Source organism: Allocatelliglobosispora scoriae (assembly GCF_014204945.1).
GTDB classification, from domain to species: domain Bacteria; phylum Actinomycetota; class Actinomycetes; order Mycobacteriales; family Micromonosporaceae; genus Allocatelliglobosispora; species Allocatelliglobosispora scoriae.
This window is the reverse complement of record NZ_JACHMN010000003.1, coordinates 581,798-598,816: the sequence shown is the minus strand read 5'-3', so window position 1 is coordinate 598,816 and position 17,019 is coordinate 581,798. Positions and strand designations below refer to the sequence as shown.

The 17,019-nt window shown below is 70.6% G+C and carries 15 protein-coding genes; 5 read left to right on the top strand and 10 right to left on the bottom strand.

Annotation, left to right across the window (positions count from 1 at the left end):
- Nucleotides 1-93 precede the first annotated feature (93 nt).
- Together F4553_RS29375 and F4553_RS29370 are read right to left on the bottom strand one after the other, a co-directional pair.
- A complete protein-coding gene (locus tag F4553_RS29375; RefSeq protein ID WP_184842329.1) occupies nucleotides 94-603 on the bottom strand; it encodes a BMP family ABC transporter substrate-binding protein in 510 nt (169 codons plus the stop codon).
- Between the two features lie 195 nt (nucleotides 604-798).
- The gene (locus F4553_RS29370; protein WP_312875430.1) at nucleotides 799-4,119 is read right to left on the bottom strand and encodes a carbohydrate binding domain-containing protein; all 3,321 of its coding nucleotides are present in this window, start codon (nucleotides 4,117-4,119) and stop codon (nucleotides 799-801) included.
- 196 nt (nucleotides 4,120-4,315) lie between these two features.
- On the opposite strand from F4553_RS29370, the gene def reads away from it, so the two are divergent.
- The gene (gene def, locus F4553_RS29365) at nucleotides 4,316-4,834 is read left to right on the top strand and encodes a peptide deformylase (RefSeq protein ID WP_184842323.1); all 519 of its coding nucleotides are present in this window, start codon (nucleotides 4,316-4,318) and stop codon (nucleotides 4,832-4,834) included.
- A gap of 47 nt (nucleotides 4,835-4,881) precedes the next feature.
- Here the strand turns inward: def and F4553_RS29360 are convergent, their stop codons facing one another.
- Nucleotides 4,882-5,853, bottom strand: a complete 972-nt coding sequence (locus F4553_RS29360; protein ID WP_184842320.1) for a serine hydrolase domain-containing protein — start codon at nucleotides 5,851-5,853, stop codon at nucleotides 4,882-4,884.
- Between the two features lie 85 nt (nucleotides 5,854-5,938).
- On the opposite strand from F4553_RS29360, the gene F4553_RS29355 reads away from it, so the two are divergent.
- Nucleotides 5,939-6,328, top strand: a complete 390-nt coding sequence (locus tag F4553_RS29355) for a PLD nuclease N-terminal domain-containing protein (protein WP_184842317.1) — start codon at nucleotides 5,939-5,941, stop codon at nucleotides 6,326-6,328.
- A 203-nt stretch (nucleotides 6,329-6,531) separates the two neighbouring features.
- Here F4553_RS29355 and F4553_RS29350 read toward each other — a convergent pair whose 3' ends face one another.
- From F4553_RS29350 to F4553_RS29340, 3 genes are all read right to left on the bottom strand, one after another.
- Nucleotides 6,532-7,953 carry a DEAD/DEAH box helicase gene (locus F4553_RS29350; protein ID WP_184842314.1) on the bottom strand — a complete coding sequence of 474 codons (1,422 nt, stop codon included), beginning with the start codon at nucleotides 7,951-7,953 and terminating at the stop codon, nucleotides 6,532-6,534.
- Nucleotides 7,954-8,267: 314 nt separating this feature from the next.
- Nucleotides 8,268-8,987 carry a hypothetical protein gene (locus F4553_RS29345; RefSeq protein ID WP_184842311.1) on the bottom strand — a complete coding sequence of 240 codons (720 nt, stop codon included), beginning with the start codon at nucleotides 8,985-8,987 and terminating at the stop codon, nucleotides 8,268-8,270.
- Entirely contained in the window at nucleotides 8,980-9,576 is a 597-nt protein-coding gene (locus F4553_RS29340; protein ID WP_184842309.1) for an RNA polymerase sigma factor, read from the bottom strand. The genes F4553_RS29345 and F4553_RS29340 overlap by 8 nt, the downstream gene beginning before the upstream one ends.
- Nucleotides 9,577-9,652: 76 nt before the next feature.
- Between F4553_RS29340 and F4553_RS29335 the strand changes: the two genes are divergently transcribed.
- Nucleotides 9,653-10,918: a YncE family protein gene (locus F4553_RS29335; RefSeq protein ID WP_246467511.1), complete on the top strand. Its 1,266-nt coding sequence runs from the start codon at nucleotides 9,653-9,655 to the stop codon at nucleotides 10,916-10,918.
- Nucleotides 10,919-11,022: 104 nt separating this feature from the next.
- On the opposite strand, the gene F4553_RS29330 is transcribed toward F4553_RS29335, so the two are convergent.
- Entirely contained in the window at nucleotides 11,023-12,189 is a 1,167-nt protein-coding gene (locus F4553_RS29330) for an RNA polymerase sigma factor (RefSeq protein WP_184842303.1), read from the bottom strand.
- 25 nt (nucleotides 12,190-12,214) lie between these two features.
- Nucleotides 12,215-12,964, bottom strand: a complete 750-nt coding sequence (locus F4553_RS29325) for a maleylpyruvate isomerase family mycothiol-dependent enzyme (RefSeq protein WP_184842300.1) — start codon at nucleotides 12,962-12,964, stop codon at nucleotides 12,215-12,217.
- A gap of 333 nt (nucleotides 12,965-13,297) precedes the next feature.
- Between F4553_RS29325 and F4553_RS29320 the strand changes: the two genes are divergently transcribed.
- The gene (locus F4553_RS29320; RefSeq protein WP_184842297.1) at nucleotides 13,298-14,491 is read left to right on the top strand and encodes a GNAT family N-acetyltransferase; all 1,194 of its coding nucleotides are present in this window, start codon (nucleotides 13,298-13,300) and stop codon (nucleotides 14,489-14,491) included.
- Nucleotides 14,492-14,833: 342 nt separating this feature from the next.
- Nucleotides 14,834-14,977 carry a hypothetical protein gene (locus tag F4553_RS40265; RefSeq protein WP_221470528.1) on the top strand — a complete coding sequence of 48 codons (144 nt, stop codon included), beginning with the start codon at nucleotides 14,834-14,836 and terminating at the stop codon, nucleotides 14,975-14,977.
- Between the two features lie 799 nt (nucleotides 14,978-15,776).
- Here the strand turns inward: F4553_RS40265 and F4553_RS29315 are convergent.
- On the bottom strand, nucleotides 15,777-16,151 hold the full coding sequence (locus F4553_RS29315; RefSeq protein WP_184842295.1) for a DUF3037 domain-containing protein: 375 nt from the start codon (nucleotides 16,149-16,151) through the stop codon (nucleotides 15,777-15,779).
- Complete coding sequence (locus F4553_RS29310; protein WP_184842292.1) at nucleotides 16,148-16,891, bottom strand: HipA family kinase; 744 nt, start codon at nucleotides 16,889-16,891, stop codon at nucleotides 16,148-16,150. Before F4553_RS29310 ends, F4553_RS29315 begins: the two co-directional genes overlap by 4 nt.
- Nucleotides 16,892-17,019 lie beyond the last annotated feature (128 nt).

Sequence of the window (17,019 nt, the reverse complement as noted above, 5' to 3'; positions counted from 1 at the left end):
TGACCGAAATCCTCAGGGAGTTGCCAGGAAACAGGAAGATCTCAGGTTGACGGCAAACCATCAACCTCGCCCCGACCGTCCTTTCTGGACGGATCAGGAGTCGGTGGCGAGACTTCCCTTGACGATGTCGCGAGCGGCCGAGCGCAGGTCGTCACCCTGCACGGACTCGACGTTCGCCGCCGACGGCACCTGCCCGACCGGCCGGAAGAGCACCGCGGGGAATCGGGCAGCACCGGTGCGCACGGCCGCCACCTGGGCATCGCCGGTGGCGAAGAGCAGGTCACAGTGGCCCATGGCGAGGCCGTTGAGGTAGGCGAGGGCGTTCTCCGCCGTCTGGTCACCGGTGACGGCGAGGTACTCGGTCTGCACGTGGTTCTCGGCGGAGGCGTCGCCCATGCCGGCCCAGATCTGCGCCGCCTGCGGCCCGGTGATCCCCTTGTCGTCGGTGAGCAGGCAGGCCGTGATCTCCAGGAACTTACGGGCCCTCGGCGGCTCCGGCGACGGCCAGACCAGCCAGGTGACCAGCCCGATCAGGACCACCGCCACTGCGGCCGCGACCCATTTGCGCGGCCCGGCCAGCCATCGTGCGATCTGCGTACCCATGCCTTCTCCCCGTCCCGACCTCGCCGTGCTAGGAGCGGAGACTAACCGATTCCGCCGCATCCCGGGGGCGTCGTGCAAGATCGCCGCAACTCTTGAAGAGTTGGTCCCATAAACCCGTTAGGACCAACTCTTCAAGAGTTGCGGCGATCTTGGCGATCTTAAGCGACCTTGAGCGATCTTGGGTCTGCTGACGGGTTAGGCGTGCAGGTAGGGGCCGTCGGAGCCGATCTTGCCGGGAGCGGGGTTGCCGGGCAGGCTCAGCACGTAGACGCGGAGGTTGCCCTTGCCGATCGCCGCCGTCGCGAGCGTACCGTTGACGACCGTCTTGACGTCACCGGTGATCACATCGGTGTAGACCCCGTTGGGGATCCCGGTGAAGGTGGCCGCGCCGGAGATCGCGACCAGCGCGAAGCTGTCCACCGAGCCCTGGGTGAACCGCCGCTTGAACGCCATCGACGCGCCGCTCACCCCGGCCGTCGAGTACTGCCCCTTCTGCAGCGCGGGCACCGCTCGGCGGATCTGGTTGAGCCGCTGCAGGTGCTTGGCGAGTGGCTTGGCCAGCGTCGTCGCCACCGGACCGGTCGCGCTGCTGACGACGCCGAAGTCGGGCGCGACGACCGTGCCCTCGATCTGGTCGCCGAAGTAGGCCCGGCCCGTCGTCGCCAGCGGGCAGGTCGGCCCGCAGTCGATCGGCTTGCCCGCCTGGAATTCGATCTCCGAGCCGTAGTAGAGCGTCGGGACACCCCGGAACGTCCACATCAGACTCATGTTCTCGGCCCACGCGTCGGTGCCGCCGTTGTATCGCACGCTCGACTTGTTGGGGCCGAAGTCGTGCGAGTCGACATAGACGACGTTATAGGTGGCGTCGTTGGTCGAGTCGTCGGTGTCCTTGCCGTTCCAGAAGGCATTCGGTGCGTCGCCGAAGTTCATGTGCATGCGCATGTCGATGATGTTCATGCCGGAGAACTTCGAGTGGTCCGGCGTGTGGTAATCATTGCCCGACAGGAACGCGTTGGTGCTGGTGGGCTGGTTCCCCGTACCCAGATTGTTCTCGTAGTTGAACTGCTCTATCGCCGCGGTCTCGTCGTCGGCGCTGAAGGTGCCCCGCTCCTTCCAGGTGAAGAACTGGGCGGAGTGGTTGACCGAGCCGCGGTTCCACTTGTCGTTGACGAATGCCGCGACCTCGCCGAAGACGTAGAAGTCGTTGCCCTTGGCGCCGAACTTCTCCACCGCGTGCTGCTGGATCGCGGGCAGGAATCGCCTGTTCCAGGTGACGCGCGGAATGTGCACGGCCGTGTCGATCCGGAAGCCGTCGACGCCCATGTCGATGTAGCGGTTGTAGGCGTTGATCAGATATTGCTGGACGATCGGGTTCTCGGTGTTGAAGTCGGCGAGGTCCTCGTGCAGCCAGCAGCTCCGCGCGTCCTCGCCCTCCCAGTTGCCGATCCAGCACTGGTGATAGAGGTTGGCGGGGAACATCTTCGCCGTCGGGCTCGGCCACTGGCAGGTGTAGATCCGGTAGCCCTCGGGGCTCGTCCACTGCGTGGGTTTACCCCAGTCGATGCAGGTGTTGCCGGCCGGTGCGGTGTTGGACCAGAGATCACCGTTATACCAGCTCTTGCCGGTGTTGGGGTCGATCGTCAGGCCGTCGTACTCGAAGCCCGCGACCGGCTGGTCGTAGTACCAGGACCACTGCGCGTCGCGTACCCCGAAGGTGGTGGTCTGGTAGAGGCCCTTGGCCCCCCAGCGCGAGCTGTGGTTGTAGACCACGTCCTGGTAGATCTTCATGCCCTTGCCGTGCGCGGTGTTGATCAGATCTTGATAGCTCGCGCCGGGAGTCTCCAACCGCGGGTCGACGCGGTAGAAGTCCCAGCCGTGGTAGCCGTGGAAGTCGTAGTCCGACCGGTTGAGCACCACCGGCGTGATCCAGATCGCGGAGAAGCCCAGGCCCTTGATGTAGTCGAGCCGGTTGATCAGGCCCTGGAAGTCGCCCCGGAACATCGGGTCGTTGTTGGCGGCGTTGCCCGACTTCACGTGCTGGCTGCCGCCCCGGTTGTTGGCGGTGACGCCGTCGGCGAAGCGGGCCGTCATCACGAAATAGATCGAATCCTCGCGCGGATCGCCGCCCAGCGGCGTGCCGCCCGCCGGTGGCGGCGGCGCGTCCCCGGTGGTCGCGCTCACCGAGACACTCGCGGCACTCTTGTTCCCGGCCAGGTCAAAGGCTTTCACCGAATAGGTGTACGCCGTCCGAGCCGTCAGCGGACCGTCGACGAACCCGACGCTCCCCGTCGTGCGGACGACAGTGCCGAGCAGGCCACCAGTGCGCGTGACCTCGTATCCGGTGACCCCCACGGCATCCGTCGACGCCGTCCAGCCGAGCGTGATGATCAGGCCGCTCGCCGAGGCGGTGACCCCGGTCGGCACCGTCGGCGGCGTCGTGTCGGGGACGACCGTGCCGCACGGATCGGTGGCGTTGGCGGTGACGACGCCGTCCTTGACGGTCGTGCGTCCCCGGCCGAGGGCGTAGTTGTTGCCGTTGTTGTTGTCCCAGGTCCCGGTGCCGTTGTTGAAGGCGGCGGCGAGCCCGGTCGCGGTGCCCAGGTCGATCGAGCGGCGCATCCAGTCGGTGCAGACGAGGGTCATCGCGACGCCCGGAACCGCGGTCCACGCACCACCCGTGGGCTGGTAGTGCACGTTGGCAGCGGTCCACGCCCGGGTCTTGACGTAGTAGTAGACCTCGGCGTTGTTCGTCGGCGGCGTGCTCGGGCTGGAGCTCGGACTCGGGCTGGGGCTCGGGGACGTGCTCGGGCTCGGGGACGTGCTCGGGCTCGGGGACGTGCTCGGGCTCGGGGACGTGCTCGGGCTCGGGGACGGGCCGGTGCCGCAGGGGTCGCCGGATCCGATCACCCCGTTGGCGACCGTGACGTTGCCGGTGCCGAGGGCGTAGTTGGCGCCCCCCTTGTTGTCCCAGGTCCCGGCGCCGTTGTTGAAGACGGCGGTGAGCCCGGTCGCCGTACCCAGCTCGATGGTCTTCTTCACCCACCCGGTGCAGGCGGCGGCCATCGGCACCCCGGGTGAGGTGGTCCACGCACCGCCGTTGGGCTGGTAGTGGATGTTGGTCGTGGTCCAGCCGGTCGGCGGCTTGTAGAAGACCGTCACCGGGTGCGGTACGCACGGGTTGCCCGCGCCGATGACGCCGCCGGAGACGGTCACCTCGCCGGTGCCGAGGGTGTAGTTGGCGCCGTTCCTGCTGTCCCAGGTGCCGGAGCCGTTGTTGAAAGCGACTTGCAGGCCGTTCGCCGACCCCAGGTCGATCGTCTTGGCCACCCAGCCGGTGCAGGCGGCCTGCATGGCGACGCCGGGCGGAGTCGTCCAGGAGCCGCCGTTGGGCTGGTAGTGAATGTTCGTCGCGGTCCAGCCTGCGGCCGGTTGATAGTAGACGGTGACGGTCTGCGCCGCACTGGCGATCGCGGGCAGGAGGGCTGCCGTCAGGGCTGTGGCGGCGAGAACCGCCACGGCCCAACGTCTGCGTGCAGTGGGACGTGCAGTGGGACGGAACCTCACGAGCTTGCTCCCTTATGAAAGAGGTTGCGCAAGTGGGGTGGAAGTTCTGCAAGTTTCCATCATGGTTCTGTCTATGTAAAGAGGAGGTTTCCGGCTGTCGGGCTTGCCGGATTTCATCGCCTCGGGGCGCTGTCTAGAATCAGTCACCATGCCAGCAGAGACCGGGACCGCTCGTCCGATCACGAAATACGGCACACCCGTCCTGCATCAGCCGTGCGCGGAGGTCACGACCTTCGACGAGGAGCTGTCCACGCTCATCGACGACATGTTCGCCAGCATGTACGAGGCTCGCGGCGTCGGGCTCGCGGCCAACCAGATCGGTGTCGGGCTGCGGATCTTCGTCTACGACTGCCCCGACGCGCAACAGGTCCGGCAGGTCGGCCACGTCGTCAACCCGGTGCTGCACCTGCCCCCGCCGCCGCGCGAGCTCATCGAGGACCGCGAGGGCTGCCTCTCCGTCCCCGGTGCCCAGGCGGAGCTGGCGCGGACGGCGCTCGCCTATGTCACCGGGTTCGACAAGACCGGCGAGCCGATCCGGGTCGACGGCACCGGGCGGATGGCGCGCTGCCTGCAGCACGAGTGCGACCACCTCGACGGCAAGGTCTACGTCGACCGCCTCACCACCAAGCAGCGCAAGAAGGCGCTCGCCGACGCCGACCTCGGCTGACCGCCCTCACTCCTTGATGAGGGAGCGGCTGCTCCTTGAGGGAGCGGCTACTCCTTGAGGAGGGAGCGGCGCAGCCGGACCCAGGCGCGGACCGAGACGGCGGCGCGCTGTGCGGCGGCCGGACCGGAGACACCGAGGTCGCGCAGTTCGTCGCGCATCACCTCCTCGACGACCGGATCACGCTTGACGCCTCGGGCGGCGACGAAGGCTGCGTAGCCCTGCTCGGGGACGAGGGTGAGCCGCGTGCCGAACGGCGCGAACGACCCGCTCTGCCACAGCACCGACCCGCCGACCTGCAGCCCCAGGCCATAGGGCGTGCCGAGGTAGGTCTCCGCGACCGGCTCGCTCATCACGTCGAGCGCTGCCCGTCCACGCGGATCGGTGAGCGCGAACTCGGCGAAGGTGAGCACGTCGCGGCCGGTCGACCAGAGCCCGCCCGCGGCGCGGCGAGCGCGCGGATAGGACTCCGTCTCGTGCTCGAAGGTGGTGCTCGCCATGCCGAGCGGGGTGAAGAGCATGTCGGCGAGGAACTGCTCGAAGCTCGTGCCCGCCCGGGTCGCCAGCACGTGCGCGGCCAGGTAGAACCCGGCGTTGCAGTATTCCCAGGCCGCCCCGAGCGGGAACCGCTGACCCCGCTCGGCCACGTGCGCGACGGCGGCGGCGAGCGCGTCGTCGCCGACGCCGAGGCCGAAGGCGGCTTCCTTGGTCAGGTCCGAGTGCACGCCCGCGGTGTGGCTGAGCAGGTGCCGCAGGGTGATCCCGCGATCGATCCTCCAGCGGTCGGCGAGCTCCGGCAGGTCGTCGACGACCGGTGCGTCGAGCCCGTCTGTGCCGACCGCCAGCAGCGCGGCCATCGCCACCATGGGCTTCTGCACCGAGGCTGTGCGGACGAGTGCATCCGGCGAGGCGTAGGCGCCGGTCGCCGCGGCTCGACGGCGGCCGCCGTGGGTGACCGCCGCGACCGCTCCCTCGATCCGGTGGTACGACGCGGCCTGCGCCAGACTGTCCTGCAGGCTCATGCCGGTCTCCCCGATGGGTGGATGCGGCCCGATGCTAGCCGTTCGGAGCCACACCGCGGCACCTCCGGAACGCTACCCTCGACACGTGATTCGCGTCTGGTTCCTCCTCTTCCTGCTGGATCTCGTGCTGACGATCGCGGCACTCATCGTGTGCAGCACCACCGAGGACGAAGAGTTCGCCGTCTTCCCCAAGTTGATCTGGATGCTCGCCATCGTCTTCCTGCCGCTGCTCGGACCGATCCTGTGGTTCGCCTACGGCAGGCAGCCACGGATCCGTCGCCGACCCGGACCGGGCCGGGCCCCGCAGAGCGCTCCCCGGCAGCTCGCGCCCGACGACGATCCCGCGTTCCTGCAGTCAATCGCGGATCGGCAGCGCGAGAGCACCGAGGCTGATCGGGAGTTGATGCGCAAGTGGGAGGCCGACCTGCGCCGCCGCGAGGAGGAGCTGCGCAAGCAGTCCCCCACGGACGAGTAGGCCGCGGACCTCCCCGCACGTGAAGATCGCCGCAACTCTTGAAGAGTTGCGGCGATCTTGCGTGCGTCACGCGGTCCGCGCGGTCACGCTTCGTGCGTCGCGCTTCGTGCGTCGCGCTTCGTGCGTCACGTTTTGCAGCAAAGCGTGGTCATTTCGCGCTGGGAGGCCACGTTTTGCTGCAAAGCGTGACCGGTGGCGGTCGGTCAGGCGTGGCGGGGGCCTCGGCGGCGGGCCCGCGTCGCGGAGGCCGGACGGGCGCCGGACTCGCCGACGCGGCGCTGCGAGATCGCGGTCACCGGGGCGACCGCGATGTCGGTGGGCGTGCGGGCACCGGTGACGCGGGCCAGCTCCGGGTGTCCGGCGTGGACGGTGACGCACTCCGCCCGGATGCCCGCGGCCGACATCAGCCGGGAGACCTCGCGCCGCTGGTGCGGCAGGACCAGGGTCACCACGGTGCCCGACTGCCCGGCCCGGGCGGTCCTGCCCCCACGGTGCAGGTAGTCCTTGCCGTCCGCGGGCGGGTCGACGTTGACGACGAGGTCGAGATCGTCGATGTGAATGCCGCGAGCTGCGACGTTCGTCGCGACCAGCGCCGTCACGGCACCGGTCCGGAAGCCTTCCAGGGCACGCGTACGCTGCCCCTGCGACTTGCCACCGTGCAGCGCCGCGGCGTGCACACCCCTGCTGAGCAGGTGCTTGGCGAGGCGCTCGGCACCGTGCTTGGTATCGACGAACATGATCACGCGACCGTCCCGGGCCGCGATCTCCGCGACGGCGGGCTGCTTGTCGGCGAGGTCGACCTGGAGCAGGTGGTGGGTCATCGTCGAAACCGTCGCCGCCTTGGGCGGGTTGACGGAGTGGGTCACCGGGTTGGCGAGGAAGCGCTGCACCAGCCGATCCACGCCCCGGTCGAGGGTGGCCGAGAAGAGCATGCGCTGGCCACCGGCCGGCACGTCCTTCAGCAGTCGGGTGACCTGCGGCAGGAAGCCGATGTCGGCCATCTGGTCGGCCTCGTCGACGACCGCGATCGCGATCTGGTCGAGGCGGCAGTCGCCCCGGTTGACGAGGTCGGTGAGGCGGCCCGGCGTGGCGACGAGCAGCTCGACGCCGTTGCGCAGGGCGTTGGCCTGCGCGCCGATCGAGAGGCCGCCGACGACGGTGGCGGACTTCAGGCGCATCGCGGCGGCATAGGGTGCCAGCGAGGCGGTGACCTGCGCGGCGAGCTCACGGGTGGGCACCAGCACCAGCGCCAGCGGGCGGCCGGGCTGGGCGCGCCGACCGGCGATGCGGGCGAGCAGCGGCAGGCCGAAGGCGAGCGTCTTGCCCGATCCGGTCTGACCGCGCCCGAGCACGTCGCGGCCCGCCAGTGCGTCCGGGATCGTCGCGGCCTGGATCGGGAAGGGCGTGGTGAGCCCCTGCTTCGCCAGCACCGCCAGCAGCGGTGCGGGCAGCCCGAGGTTGGCGAAACCGCCGGTCACTGGCGCGGCGGCGATGGGCTGCCCGGGCTCGGTGACCGCTCGCTCGGGAGCAACGCGGACGGCGTGCTCGACGAGGGGGTGCGCAACCACGGACTGCGCGGGGCGGCGACGAGGGCGGCGGTTCGGTGCGGACTGGGTGACGGTCATGCAGACTCCTCCACCGGCGCCGGCGATGGGTGGCCGCACACGTGCGGGCAGCATCCACCGGCGGGGCCGGAGTTGACTAAGAAACGGTTGAGCAGAATTGGTGAAAGCTGAAACGGCCGGGGAAGGATTCAGGCTGCGCTCAGCGCCACGATGCGACGGCGCCGGCTTTTTCGTAGCGGCATCTCATCGGAATCGCGCGCCCACATGATCACCTGAGTCCCCGGAGCGCTGCATCGAACCATACACCCACTAACGTGACCAGCTGTGCCCAGGTGTGACCAATCCCATCACATTCACCCGCGCGGCGTAGCAGGTCAGCCCAGGGATTCCGCGATCTCCAGCGCCTGGAACTGGTTGAGGTCGCCCTCCAGCCGATAGCTGACACCCGCTTCCTGCCAGATCAGGGTCGACGCGGCGAGCCGGGCGGTCTCGATCCGCACCTGGCCCGCGCGGTCCACATAGGCGACATCGTGCGGCCCGCCGATCCACAGCGCGAAGTCGCCGCCGACCTGGGTCCAGGTGATGTCCTGGCCACCGCTCTGCTTGGTGAACATCGGGTCCAGGCTGCCGTCGAAGGCGTCGAGCCGCAGTGCCCCGCCGCGATAGACCAGCGTCACGACGCGGTACGTGCCCGAGGCGTCGGGGTCGGCGATGAGCACCTGCTCCGGCTGGCCGAGCAACGCCGGGACGCGGATCGGGAAGCGTACCTTCTGCTCGGCCTCGACCAGCGCGGCCGAGCGCTGCGAGGGCAGCGGCGACGGGCTGGCGCTGTGCGGCACCGGTCCGGACGAGGTGTCGACGGTGATTCCGGCGAAGCGCAGCAGGCTGGTCACCGCGTCGGCGAGCGCGGCCCGCCCCGGTGGCAGCAGCCCGACGAGCAGCGCCACCACGACGGCGGCGAGGTAGTAGCGCCACCGGCGGCGCGGCTTCGGCTTCGCCGTCAGCCGGTTGCGCACCGCAGCCGTCACATCGGGCGCGTCGGGGGTGGTCAGCCAGCTGGAGAGGTCGCGGAGCTCCTTCTCGAGGTCATCCATGCCGCACCTCCCCGCTCTCCGCGAGACCGCTGTCGAGCAGGCCGCGCAGCTTCACCAGGGCGCGGGACGTGCGGGACTTGACCGTGCCGCGCGGCCAGCCCAGCATCGTCACCGTCTCCTCCTCGCTGAGATCGAGCAGGAACCGGCAGACGATCACCTCTCGGTCCTTCTCCGGCAGCAGTCGCAGGGCCCCCACCAGCGCGGATCGGCGCTCACCGGCGAGCGCGGAGCCCACCGCGGCGTCCTCGGCGATCTCCGACATCGGATCGGCCGCCGCGGCCCGGAGCACGAGCCCGTCCCGGCGTCCCCGCGAACGGTGGAGATTGCGGGTCTCGTTGGCGACGATCGCGAGCAGCCAGGAGCGGAAGGTGGACTCGCCGCGGTATTTGGCGAGCTTGCGGTACGCCTTCACAAACGCCTCCTGGATGACGTCCTCCGCGTCGGAGCCCGCGCCGAGCAGCACCGCCGTCCGGTACGCGGACGCGGTGTGCCGGGCGACCAGCAGCTCATAGGCTGCCAGGTCACCTGCCCGTGCTCGGTTGACGATCTCGTCGTCGTCCAGGGGAACCTCCGTTGAGAACACCCTCATGACACCGCTCGCGCCGATCAGGTTCCACTCCGCTCGGATGGAACCTTCCCGGGCCGGGCGGTGTCACCCGGACATGATGGCAAACACTCCCGGCGCGCCGGCACTCTCCCGGCGTACCCTGCTCACGCTTCTGGCAGGCACCGGCGCCGCCGCGCTGGTCGGCTGCGATCCATCGGGCAACCCGGCCGCCGGCGCGACGAGCCTCCCGGACGCGCTGCTCGTCGAGGTCGAGGACGGAACCGGCATCCTGCGCGGCGCCGACCGGCAGGTCATCCCCCGGTCTGCGGTCACCCATGACGGGCTCGCGATCTATGCCACCTCCCCGGCGGGCGACGACACCGCCTTCTGGCGGGTCGACACCGCCACCGGCAAGACCTCCGCCCCGATCCAGCTACCGGGCCGGTGGGTGCCGCAGGCGGTCTCCGGTGAGGGTTCCCGGGTCGCGCTCACCCAGGTCGCCGTCGATGTGACGGGCAAGCTCCCGGCCGGCCGGGAGACGACGCCGGTCCTCATCGCCGACCTCGACGGGGTCCGGACGGAGTTGCAGCTGCGGGGCAACTTCGTACCCGAGACGTTCACCGAGGACCTCACCGGGCTCTTCGTGCTCGAATGGCTGCCCGCCGCGGCGCCGGACCACTACCGCGTACGCCTCGTCGACCTCGCCAGCAAGCAGCCGGGACCGCTGCTCACCCGGGACAAGGTCCCGGTCCCGGCCGGCGCCGAGGAGGAGATGCGCGGCGAGGGCCGCCAGGCCGTGCTGGCACCCGACCGGATGACGCTCTACACGCTCTACACCCACCAGCCGGGGCACGCGCACACCCGGGACCTGCTCAGCGGTCGGCCGGGTAACGCGCACGCCTTCGTGCACACGCTGAACCTCGTCGCGCGCTGGGCGTTCTGCATCGACCTGCCGCACCCGTTCGGCGAGGGCGCGCCGAGCGGGCACTCGATGGCGATCACCCCCAACGGCGCCAAGCTCTACGTCGCCGACGCGGCCTCCGGCGGCCTCGCGGAGATCTACACCGAGAACCAGACCGTGGGCCGGACCGCCGCCCTCGGCAAGGCGACCGGCACCGGCGCCGCCGCCACCGACGGCAGCCGGTTGCTGCTCGGTGCCGGGAAGTCGGTCCGCGTCGTCGACCTCACCCGGTGGGCGGTGGCCGCCGAGTGGCCGGTCGACGAGGAGATCACCGGCCTCGTCCTGAGCCCGGACGCCAAGCGCGTCTATGTCGGACAGACCGGAGCGGTGAGCTGGCACGACCCGGCGACCGGTGCCGAGCAGGGCCGCATCGCCGTCCCGGGCCTCACCACCCTCAAGGGTTTGGCCGGCCACCGCGCCTAGCCCGCGCAAGATCGTCGCAACTCTTCAAGAGTTGGTGTTAAGGCCTGGCGGCCTGAAGCACCAACTCTTGAAGAGTTGCGACGATCTTGCTGTGGCGACCTGGGTCAGCCGTGGGTGATGGTCAGGGCGTGGTCGCCGGTGGGGGTGGCGGCGGTGACCCGCGTGACCTCGGCGAGGTCGATGCCGGTCGTCGCGTCCGGTACGAAATAGATCCACCACCCGTCGTGCAGCTCCGCGACGAGCGGGCCGCCCGTGGCGCGGGACAACTCCACTCGGGTGGCACCGGGCGGGAGCTGCCCGAACGCGACGGCCGCCGGTCCCGTCCCCTGCCCCATCGACGCATAGGTCAGGCCGAGGTCCGGCGTCGCGGGATCGAGGTTCATCGCCGGGCCGCCGATGTCGATCCGCTCATCCGTCGCCCAGCACACCACCGTCGCGGTCAGGCCGCCATAGAGCCGCAGCCGCAACGGGCCCGCGACCCGTTCGAACCGCAGCGGGGGCAGCTCCATCAGCTGCGGATCGAGCTGCATCGCGATCTCCCGGCACCGCCCGTCGTCGGTCGTCGCCGAGGTCGACGGGCGGGGCGGCTTGCCGAAGGAGAACTCCGGTGTCGGGCCCGGCCGGTCCGCCGACTGCCCCGGGCCACCGCCGCGCCACAGCGCCAGCCCCGACACCGTCGCGGCGAGCACGAGGACCACGGCAGCCGCCGCCATCGCCCGGCGGCGGACGGTGAGGGTGCGGGCTTGGCGGCGTACCGCCGACTCGGCGACCTGGAACCGGTCCCCGGCGTAATCGCTCGCGCTGAGCTCGCGCCGCAGGGTTTCGAGCGCGCGGTGCAGATGCACATGGACCGTCGCGGGAGCGATGCCGAGCAGCGCGCCCGCCTCATCGGCCGAGAGGTCGGCGAGCACGCGCAGCGCCACCACCTCCCGCTGCCGCTGCGGCAGCCGGGCGACCGCCGCGCGCAGATCGACAGGCAGGGCGGCGCTACCCGCCTCGGCCGTCGGCGTCTCCGGTACCTCACCCGGAACCTCCCGGCGACCCCGCCGCCACCAGGACCGTTGCGCGTTGAGCGCCACCCGCAGCACCCAGGCGGTGGGGTTCGGATGTTCCTTCACTCGCGACCACCCCGCACATGCTCGGGTGAACGCCTCCGAGACCGCATCCTCGGCCGCGACCCGATCGCCGAGGGCGACCGCTACGGTGCGGAAGACGGTGTCCTTGCGCGCCGCATAGAAATCGCTGAAATCGTCCACGTCAGGCAAACGCATGGGCGGGCCGCGACCTTTACCGCCATCAGCTCCACGACACGACCGCGGAGTCCCGCCATCGGGTGAGCACCGCTTCGTCGCCGACGACGTCCAGCCCGGCCGGGTCGCGCCGGTTCCACAGCAGCAGGTAGAGCTCCTCGGCCGTCCCGGTCACCACGCAGTCGGCGGCCTCACCGCCGTCGGTGACGACGACCGTGGGCCCCACGCTCACGCGCCACGCGCGCGGCAGGTCGGTCGCCACCAATCCCAGGGTGTACGCCGGATCGCCGCGCAACCGTCCCGGCCGCCCGAAGAAGCAGGTGAGCAGCTCATCCACCCCGTCGGCGGCGAACTCGGCACCGATCGGCGTGATCTCGCCGGTGACGCTCTCGGCGTCGACGCGGTGGATCGCCGTCTCGTGTGCCTGGCGGCGGGCCCAGAACGCCAGCGGCGACGGCGCGGGCAGGAACGTCCAGCAACGCAGACCCGGATCGGCGGTCTCCAGGCTGAAGACGAGCGCCTCGTGACCGGACGAGAACCACTCCAGCAGTTCGTCGTCTCCCTCGGGCCAGTTGCGGGTGAGCTCCTGCTCCTCCTCGGTCGGCATCTTCGTCAGGCGCTGCTGCGCGACGTGGCTCATCGCCCAGCGGTGCACCTCGCCGATGTGGCGCAGCAGGTCGCCGACGGTCCAGCCGGGAGTCGTGGGGACGGCCTCGTCGAGGGTGTGCATCGCTGCCGCGTCGGCGAGGAGCAGCCCGTCCCGGCGCAGTGCGGCGATGTGGTCGGCGATCTCCATGCTCCTGAGCCTAGGGTGTGTCCGGCTGTTGGGCGCGTCCTGCGCCGGAAAACCGCGCTGCACGAGGAGTGAAGGAGCGGAGCGACTGAGCCCCGCAGGGCGCGCCGGGAACAGCGCTGGCACGAGGAGTGACCGAGCGCAGCGAGGGAGCCCCGCAGGGCGCGCCGGGAACAGCGCTGGCACGAGGAGTGACCGAGCGCAGCGAGGGAGCCCCGCAGGGCGCGCCGGGAACAGCGCTGGCACGAGGAGTGACCGAGAGCAGCGAGGGAGCCCCGCAGGGCGCGCCAGGAAACTCGGTGGTGGTCCGGCACGGGCGGCGGCAGACTGCGAACCATGACCCCGCTCCCCCACGGGCTCGTCCTGCGTACCGCCACCCCCGGCGACCTCCCCCAGATCGCCGAACTCCTCGTCGACCGCGGCGAACCCGCCGACGCGGTCGACTTCCGGCTCATGCTGCGCGACCTCGGGCTGGAGTCCTGTGCCGTCGTCGTCGATGGTGACCGTGTCGTCTCCACCGCCACCCTCCTCGACGAGACGCTCCACCTCGGCGAGGTGGCGCTGCCGGCGGGACAGGTCGACCTCGTCGCGACGGACCGGGCCTACGAGGGGCGCGGGTTGGTGCGAGCCCTGATGAACTGGGCACACGAGCGCTCCGCCGCCCGGGGTGACCTGGTCCAGATCATGATCGGAATTCCCTACTTCTATCGACAGTTCGGCTACGCGTACGCCGTCCCCATCGTCCCCACCCGCCCCGTCACCGGCCTGCCCGACGACGACGGCGCGCATACCGTCAGGGTCGCCGGAGCCGCCGACATCCCCGCGATGGCCGCCCTGCAGGACGCCGCCCAGGCCGACGCCGACCTGCGGATGCCGCACTCCGCCGCCTGCTGGCGCTGGCTCGTCGAGCGCGACGGCAGCAGCCAGCTGCTCGTCGAGCGGAACGGATCAGCCGTGGCGACGGGACGGATCACACCGCCCGACGAGGGCGTGCACCTGGGCCAGGTCGCCGCCGTGGACCCGGCCGCCGCCCGGGCGCTGCTGCGGTACGCGGTGCTGGCCGGGGGCGAATCCACCGTCGAGGCGAGCCCACGCGCCTTCGCAGCAGCCGCGCTCGCCGACTACCTGGGACCGCCGCCGCAGCGGCCGGAGCTCTACTACCTGCGGGTACCGGACACCATTGCGCTGCTGGAACGGCTCCGGCCGGTTCTCGGAGCCCGGCTCGCCGCGTCGGCGTTCGCGGATGCGGAGGGGGAGGCGATCGTGTCGTTCTTCCGGTCGCATGTGCGGCTGCCCTATCGGGCCGGGGTCGTCGGGCCGGTACGCAACGGTGGAGTGATGCAGGCGCCGGGGTCACAGGGCGGGGCGGCGGTGGCGCCGGATCTGGTCGCGGCGCTGCTCTTCGGGCCGGACGGGCTGGCGGGACTGGCCCGGCGCCACCCGGATGCCTACCCGGGACCGCAGACCGAGCTGATGTCGACGCTCTTCCCTCCGGTGAGCGCGGACATCCTCACCTACTACCTCCCCTGACCCGTCACACACCCCACCCCAGCCCGCGCACACCCCACCCCAACCCGCGCACATCCCACCCCAGCCCGCGCACATCTCAGCCCGGCCCACCCCAGCGCGCGCACAGCCCAGCCCAGCCCGCGCACAGCCCAGCCCAGCCCGCGCACAGCCCGCGCCCGGCCCAGCCTGGCACCCGGCCCGCCGCGCACGCACCGCCCATCAGCGCACGCACCGCCAACCAGCGCACGCGCCGCCCAACGCCCGCAGGTAGGTGCAGTCAGGCTGGCAGACAGGCAAGCAGGCAGTCTGGCAGCAGACGCACGCTGGCTGGCACGCCGGCAGGCGGGCGGGCAGCCCAGGCAGGTGGGCGGGCAGCCCAGGCAGCTCAGGCAGGTGGGCGGGCAGCGCGGGCGGGCAGACCAGGCGGGCGGGCAGCCCAAGCGGGCGGGCAGCGCGGGCGGCGGGCGGCGGGCGGCGGGCGGCGGGCGGCGGGCGGCGGGCAAGTAACCCCACGCTCGGCGCCATGATCACGCAGTTTCCGGGAAAGAGTCCCCTCGGGGGCGCGGTGAAGGGCTTATTTCCGGGAAGCTGCACGATCAAGGGCTCGGCAGGGAGGCTGGTCGTGCGGACCGATCCGAGCGAGGCAGCCTCAGCCCGCCGCATCCCACTCATGATCGCGCTGCCTCGGGAAACAGCCCATCGGCGCACGGTGATCGTGCTATTTCCGGGAAACATGCCCTACCAAGGCACGGTGAAGGGCTTACTTCCGGGAAATAGCGCGATCACGGAGGGCCGAAGGGCTAACTTCCGGGAACTAGCACGATCACCACACGCCGATCGGCTAACTTCCGGGAACTAGCACGATCACCACGCGCCAATGGGCTTACTTCCGGGGAATAGCACGATCACCACGCGCCGATCGGCCTACTTCCGGGAAATGGCACGATCACGCGAGCGTGACGGAACCAACGCTCGCCACGGCGGAGCGGCCAGCGTCGCGAAGGGCTCCGAACCCGCGCCGAAGGCGGGCCGAAGGCGGGCCGATCCGAGCAAAGCAGCCCCGCACCGCCGCATCCTCACCCATGATCACGCTGCTTCCGGGAAGTAACCCCCTCAGCGCACCTTGATCGCGCTAATTCCCGGAAGTAAGCCCCTCACCGTGCGCCTGAAGGGCTTACTTCCGGAAAACAACGCGATCACCGCGGGCACCCGCGAGCTGGGCGCAGAGCACGACGGGACGGAGCGGGACAGAGCGGGACGAGGGCTGCGGGAACAGGCGGGGATCGTGGGAGTGGAGTCGGCTTGGCTACGCGACCAGGGCGGCGAGGAGGCGGCGGTGCTCCGCAGCCGGCTCCTCGGTCAGTCCCATGTGGACCGCACCGGGCTGGATGATGGTGCTGCGCGGGGCGACCATCCAGCGGAAACGTTCCCCGTGCTTCATCCGCGCCACCGCCGCGTCGGTGTCGCCGTCACAGGTCGTCTCCCAGCCGTGCAGCGCGACCCGCAGCGCGCCGAGGTCGGCGGCCGGGTCGAGGGCGAGCAGCCGGTCGGGGTCGAGCCGGGTCAGCACCGAGAGGTAGTCGCGCTGCTGGCAGTACAGGATCACGCCGACGTTGAGCAGCTCGCCGCGTTCGATGCGGGGCATGATGCGGATGACGGCGTACTCGAAGGGGATTCTCACGGCAGCCAGGCCTCGCTGCGCGCTGCCCGGTCGCGCAGATGCGACCGGTACGCCTCCCGCCCCGCCTCGGCGTCGTCGAAGCCCGAGTCGACGAGCCACTCGTCGGGCACCTGGGCGAGCACATCGCGGAGCAGCTCGTCGGTGACGAGCGGGCGCAGGTCGGCATCGGCCTGTCCGACGGCGGTCGCGAACTTCGCCAGCACATGATCGTCGGCCTTGAACGGCCGGAGCACGTGATCGGCGGCCCGGGGCCAGTTGTGGTGGAAGTAGAGCGACGCACCGTGGTCGATGAGCCAGACCGTCCCGCGCCACATGAGCAGGTTGGGGTTGCGCCAGCTGCGGTCGACGTTCTCGATGAAGGCGTCGAGCCAGAGCACCCGGGAGGCGAGCTGCTCGTCGACGGGGTGCACGGCCGGGTCGAAGGCGAGCGCGCCGGAGAGGAAGTCGACGCCGAGGTTGGCACCGCCGCTCGCCTTCAGCAGGTCCTGGACCTCCTCATCGGGCTCGGCACGGCCGATCACCGGATCGATGACGAGCACGACGAGCTCGGGCGTGGGCAGGCCGAGCCGGCGGGCGAGCTCACCGCCGATCACGTCGGCGATGAGCGCCTTCGGCCCCTGGCCGGCCCCCCGGAACTTCGCGACATAGGTGCCGAGGTTGTCGGCCTCGACGACACCGGGAAGGGAGCCGCCCTCGCGCAGCGGCGTCACGTAGCGCACAGCGGTGACCTCGGACAACATCGCTCCAGCCTAGTCCATCCCCGCCGCCGCACCGGCCCCGCACGGATAGGACCGACTATTGAAGAGTTGCGGCGATCTTGAGGTGGCCCGGAGCGGTGCGCTCACCGCGCACCGGGGCACGGGTGGGT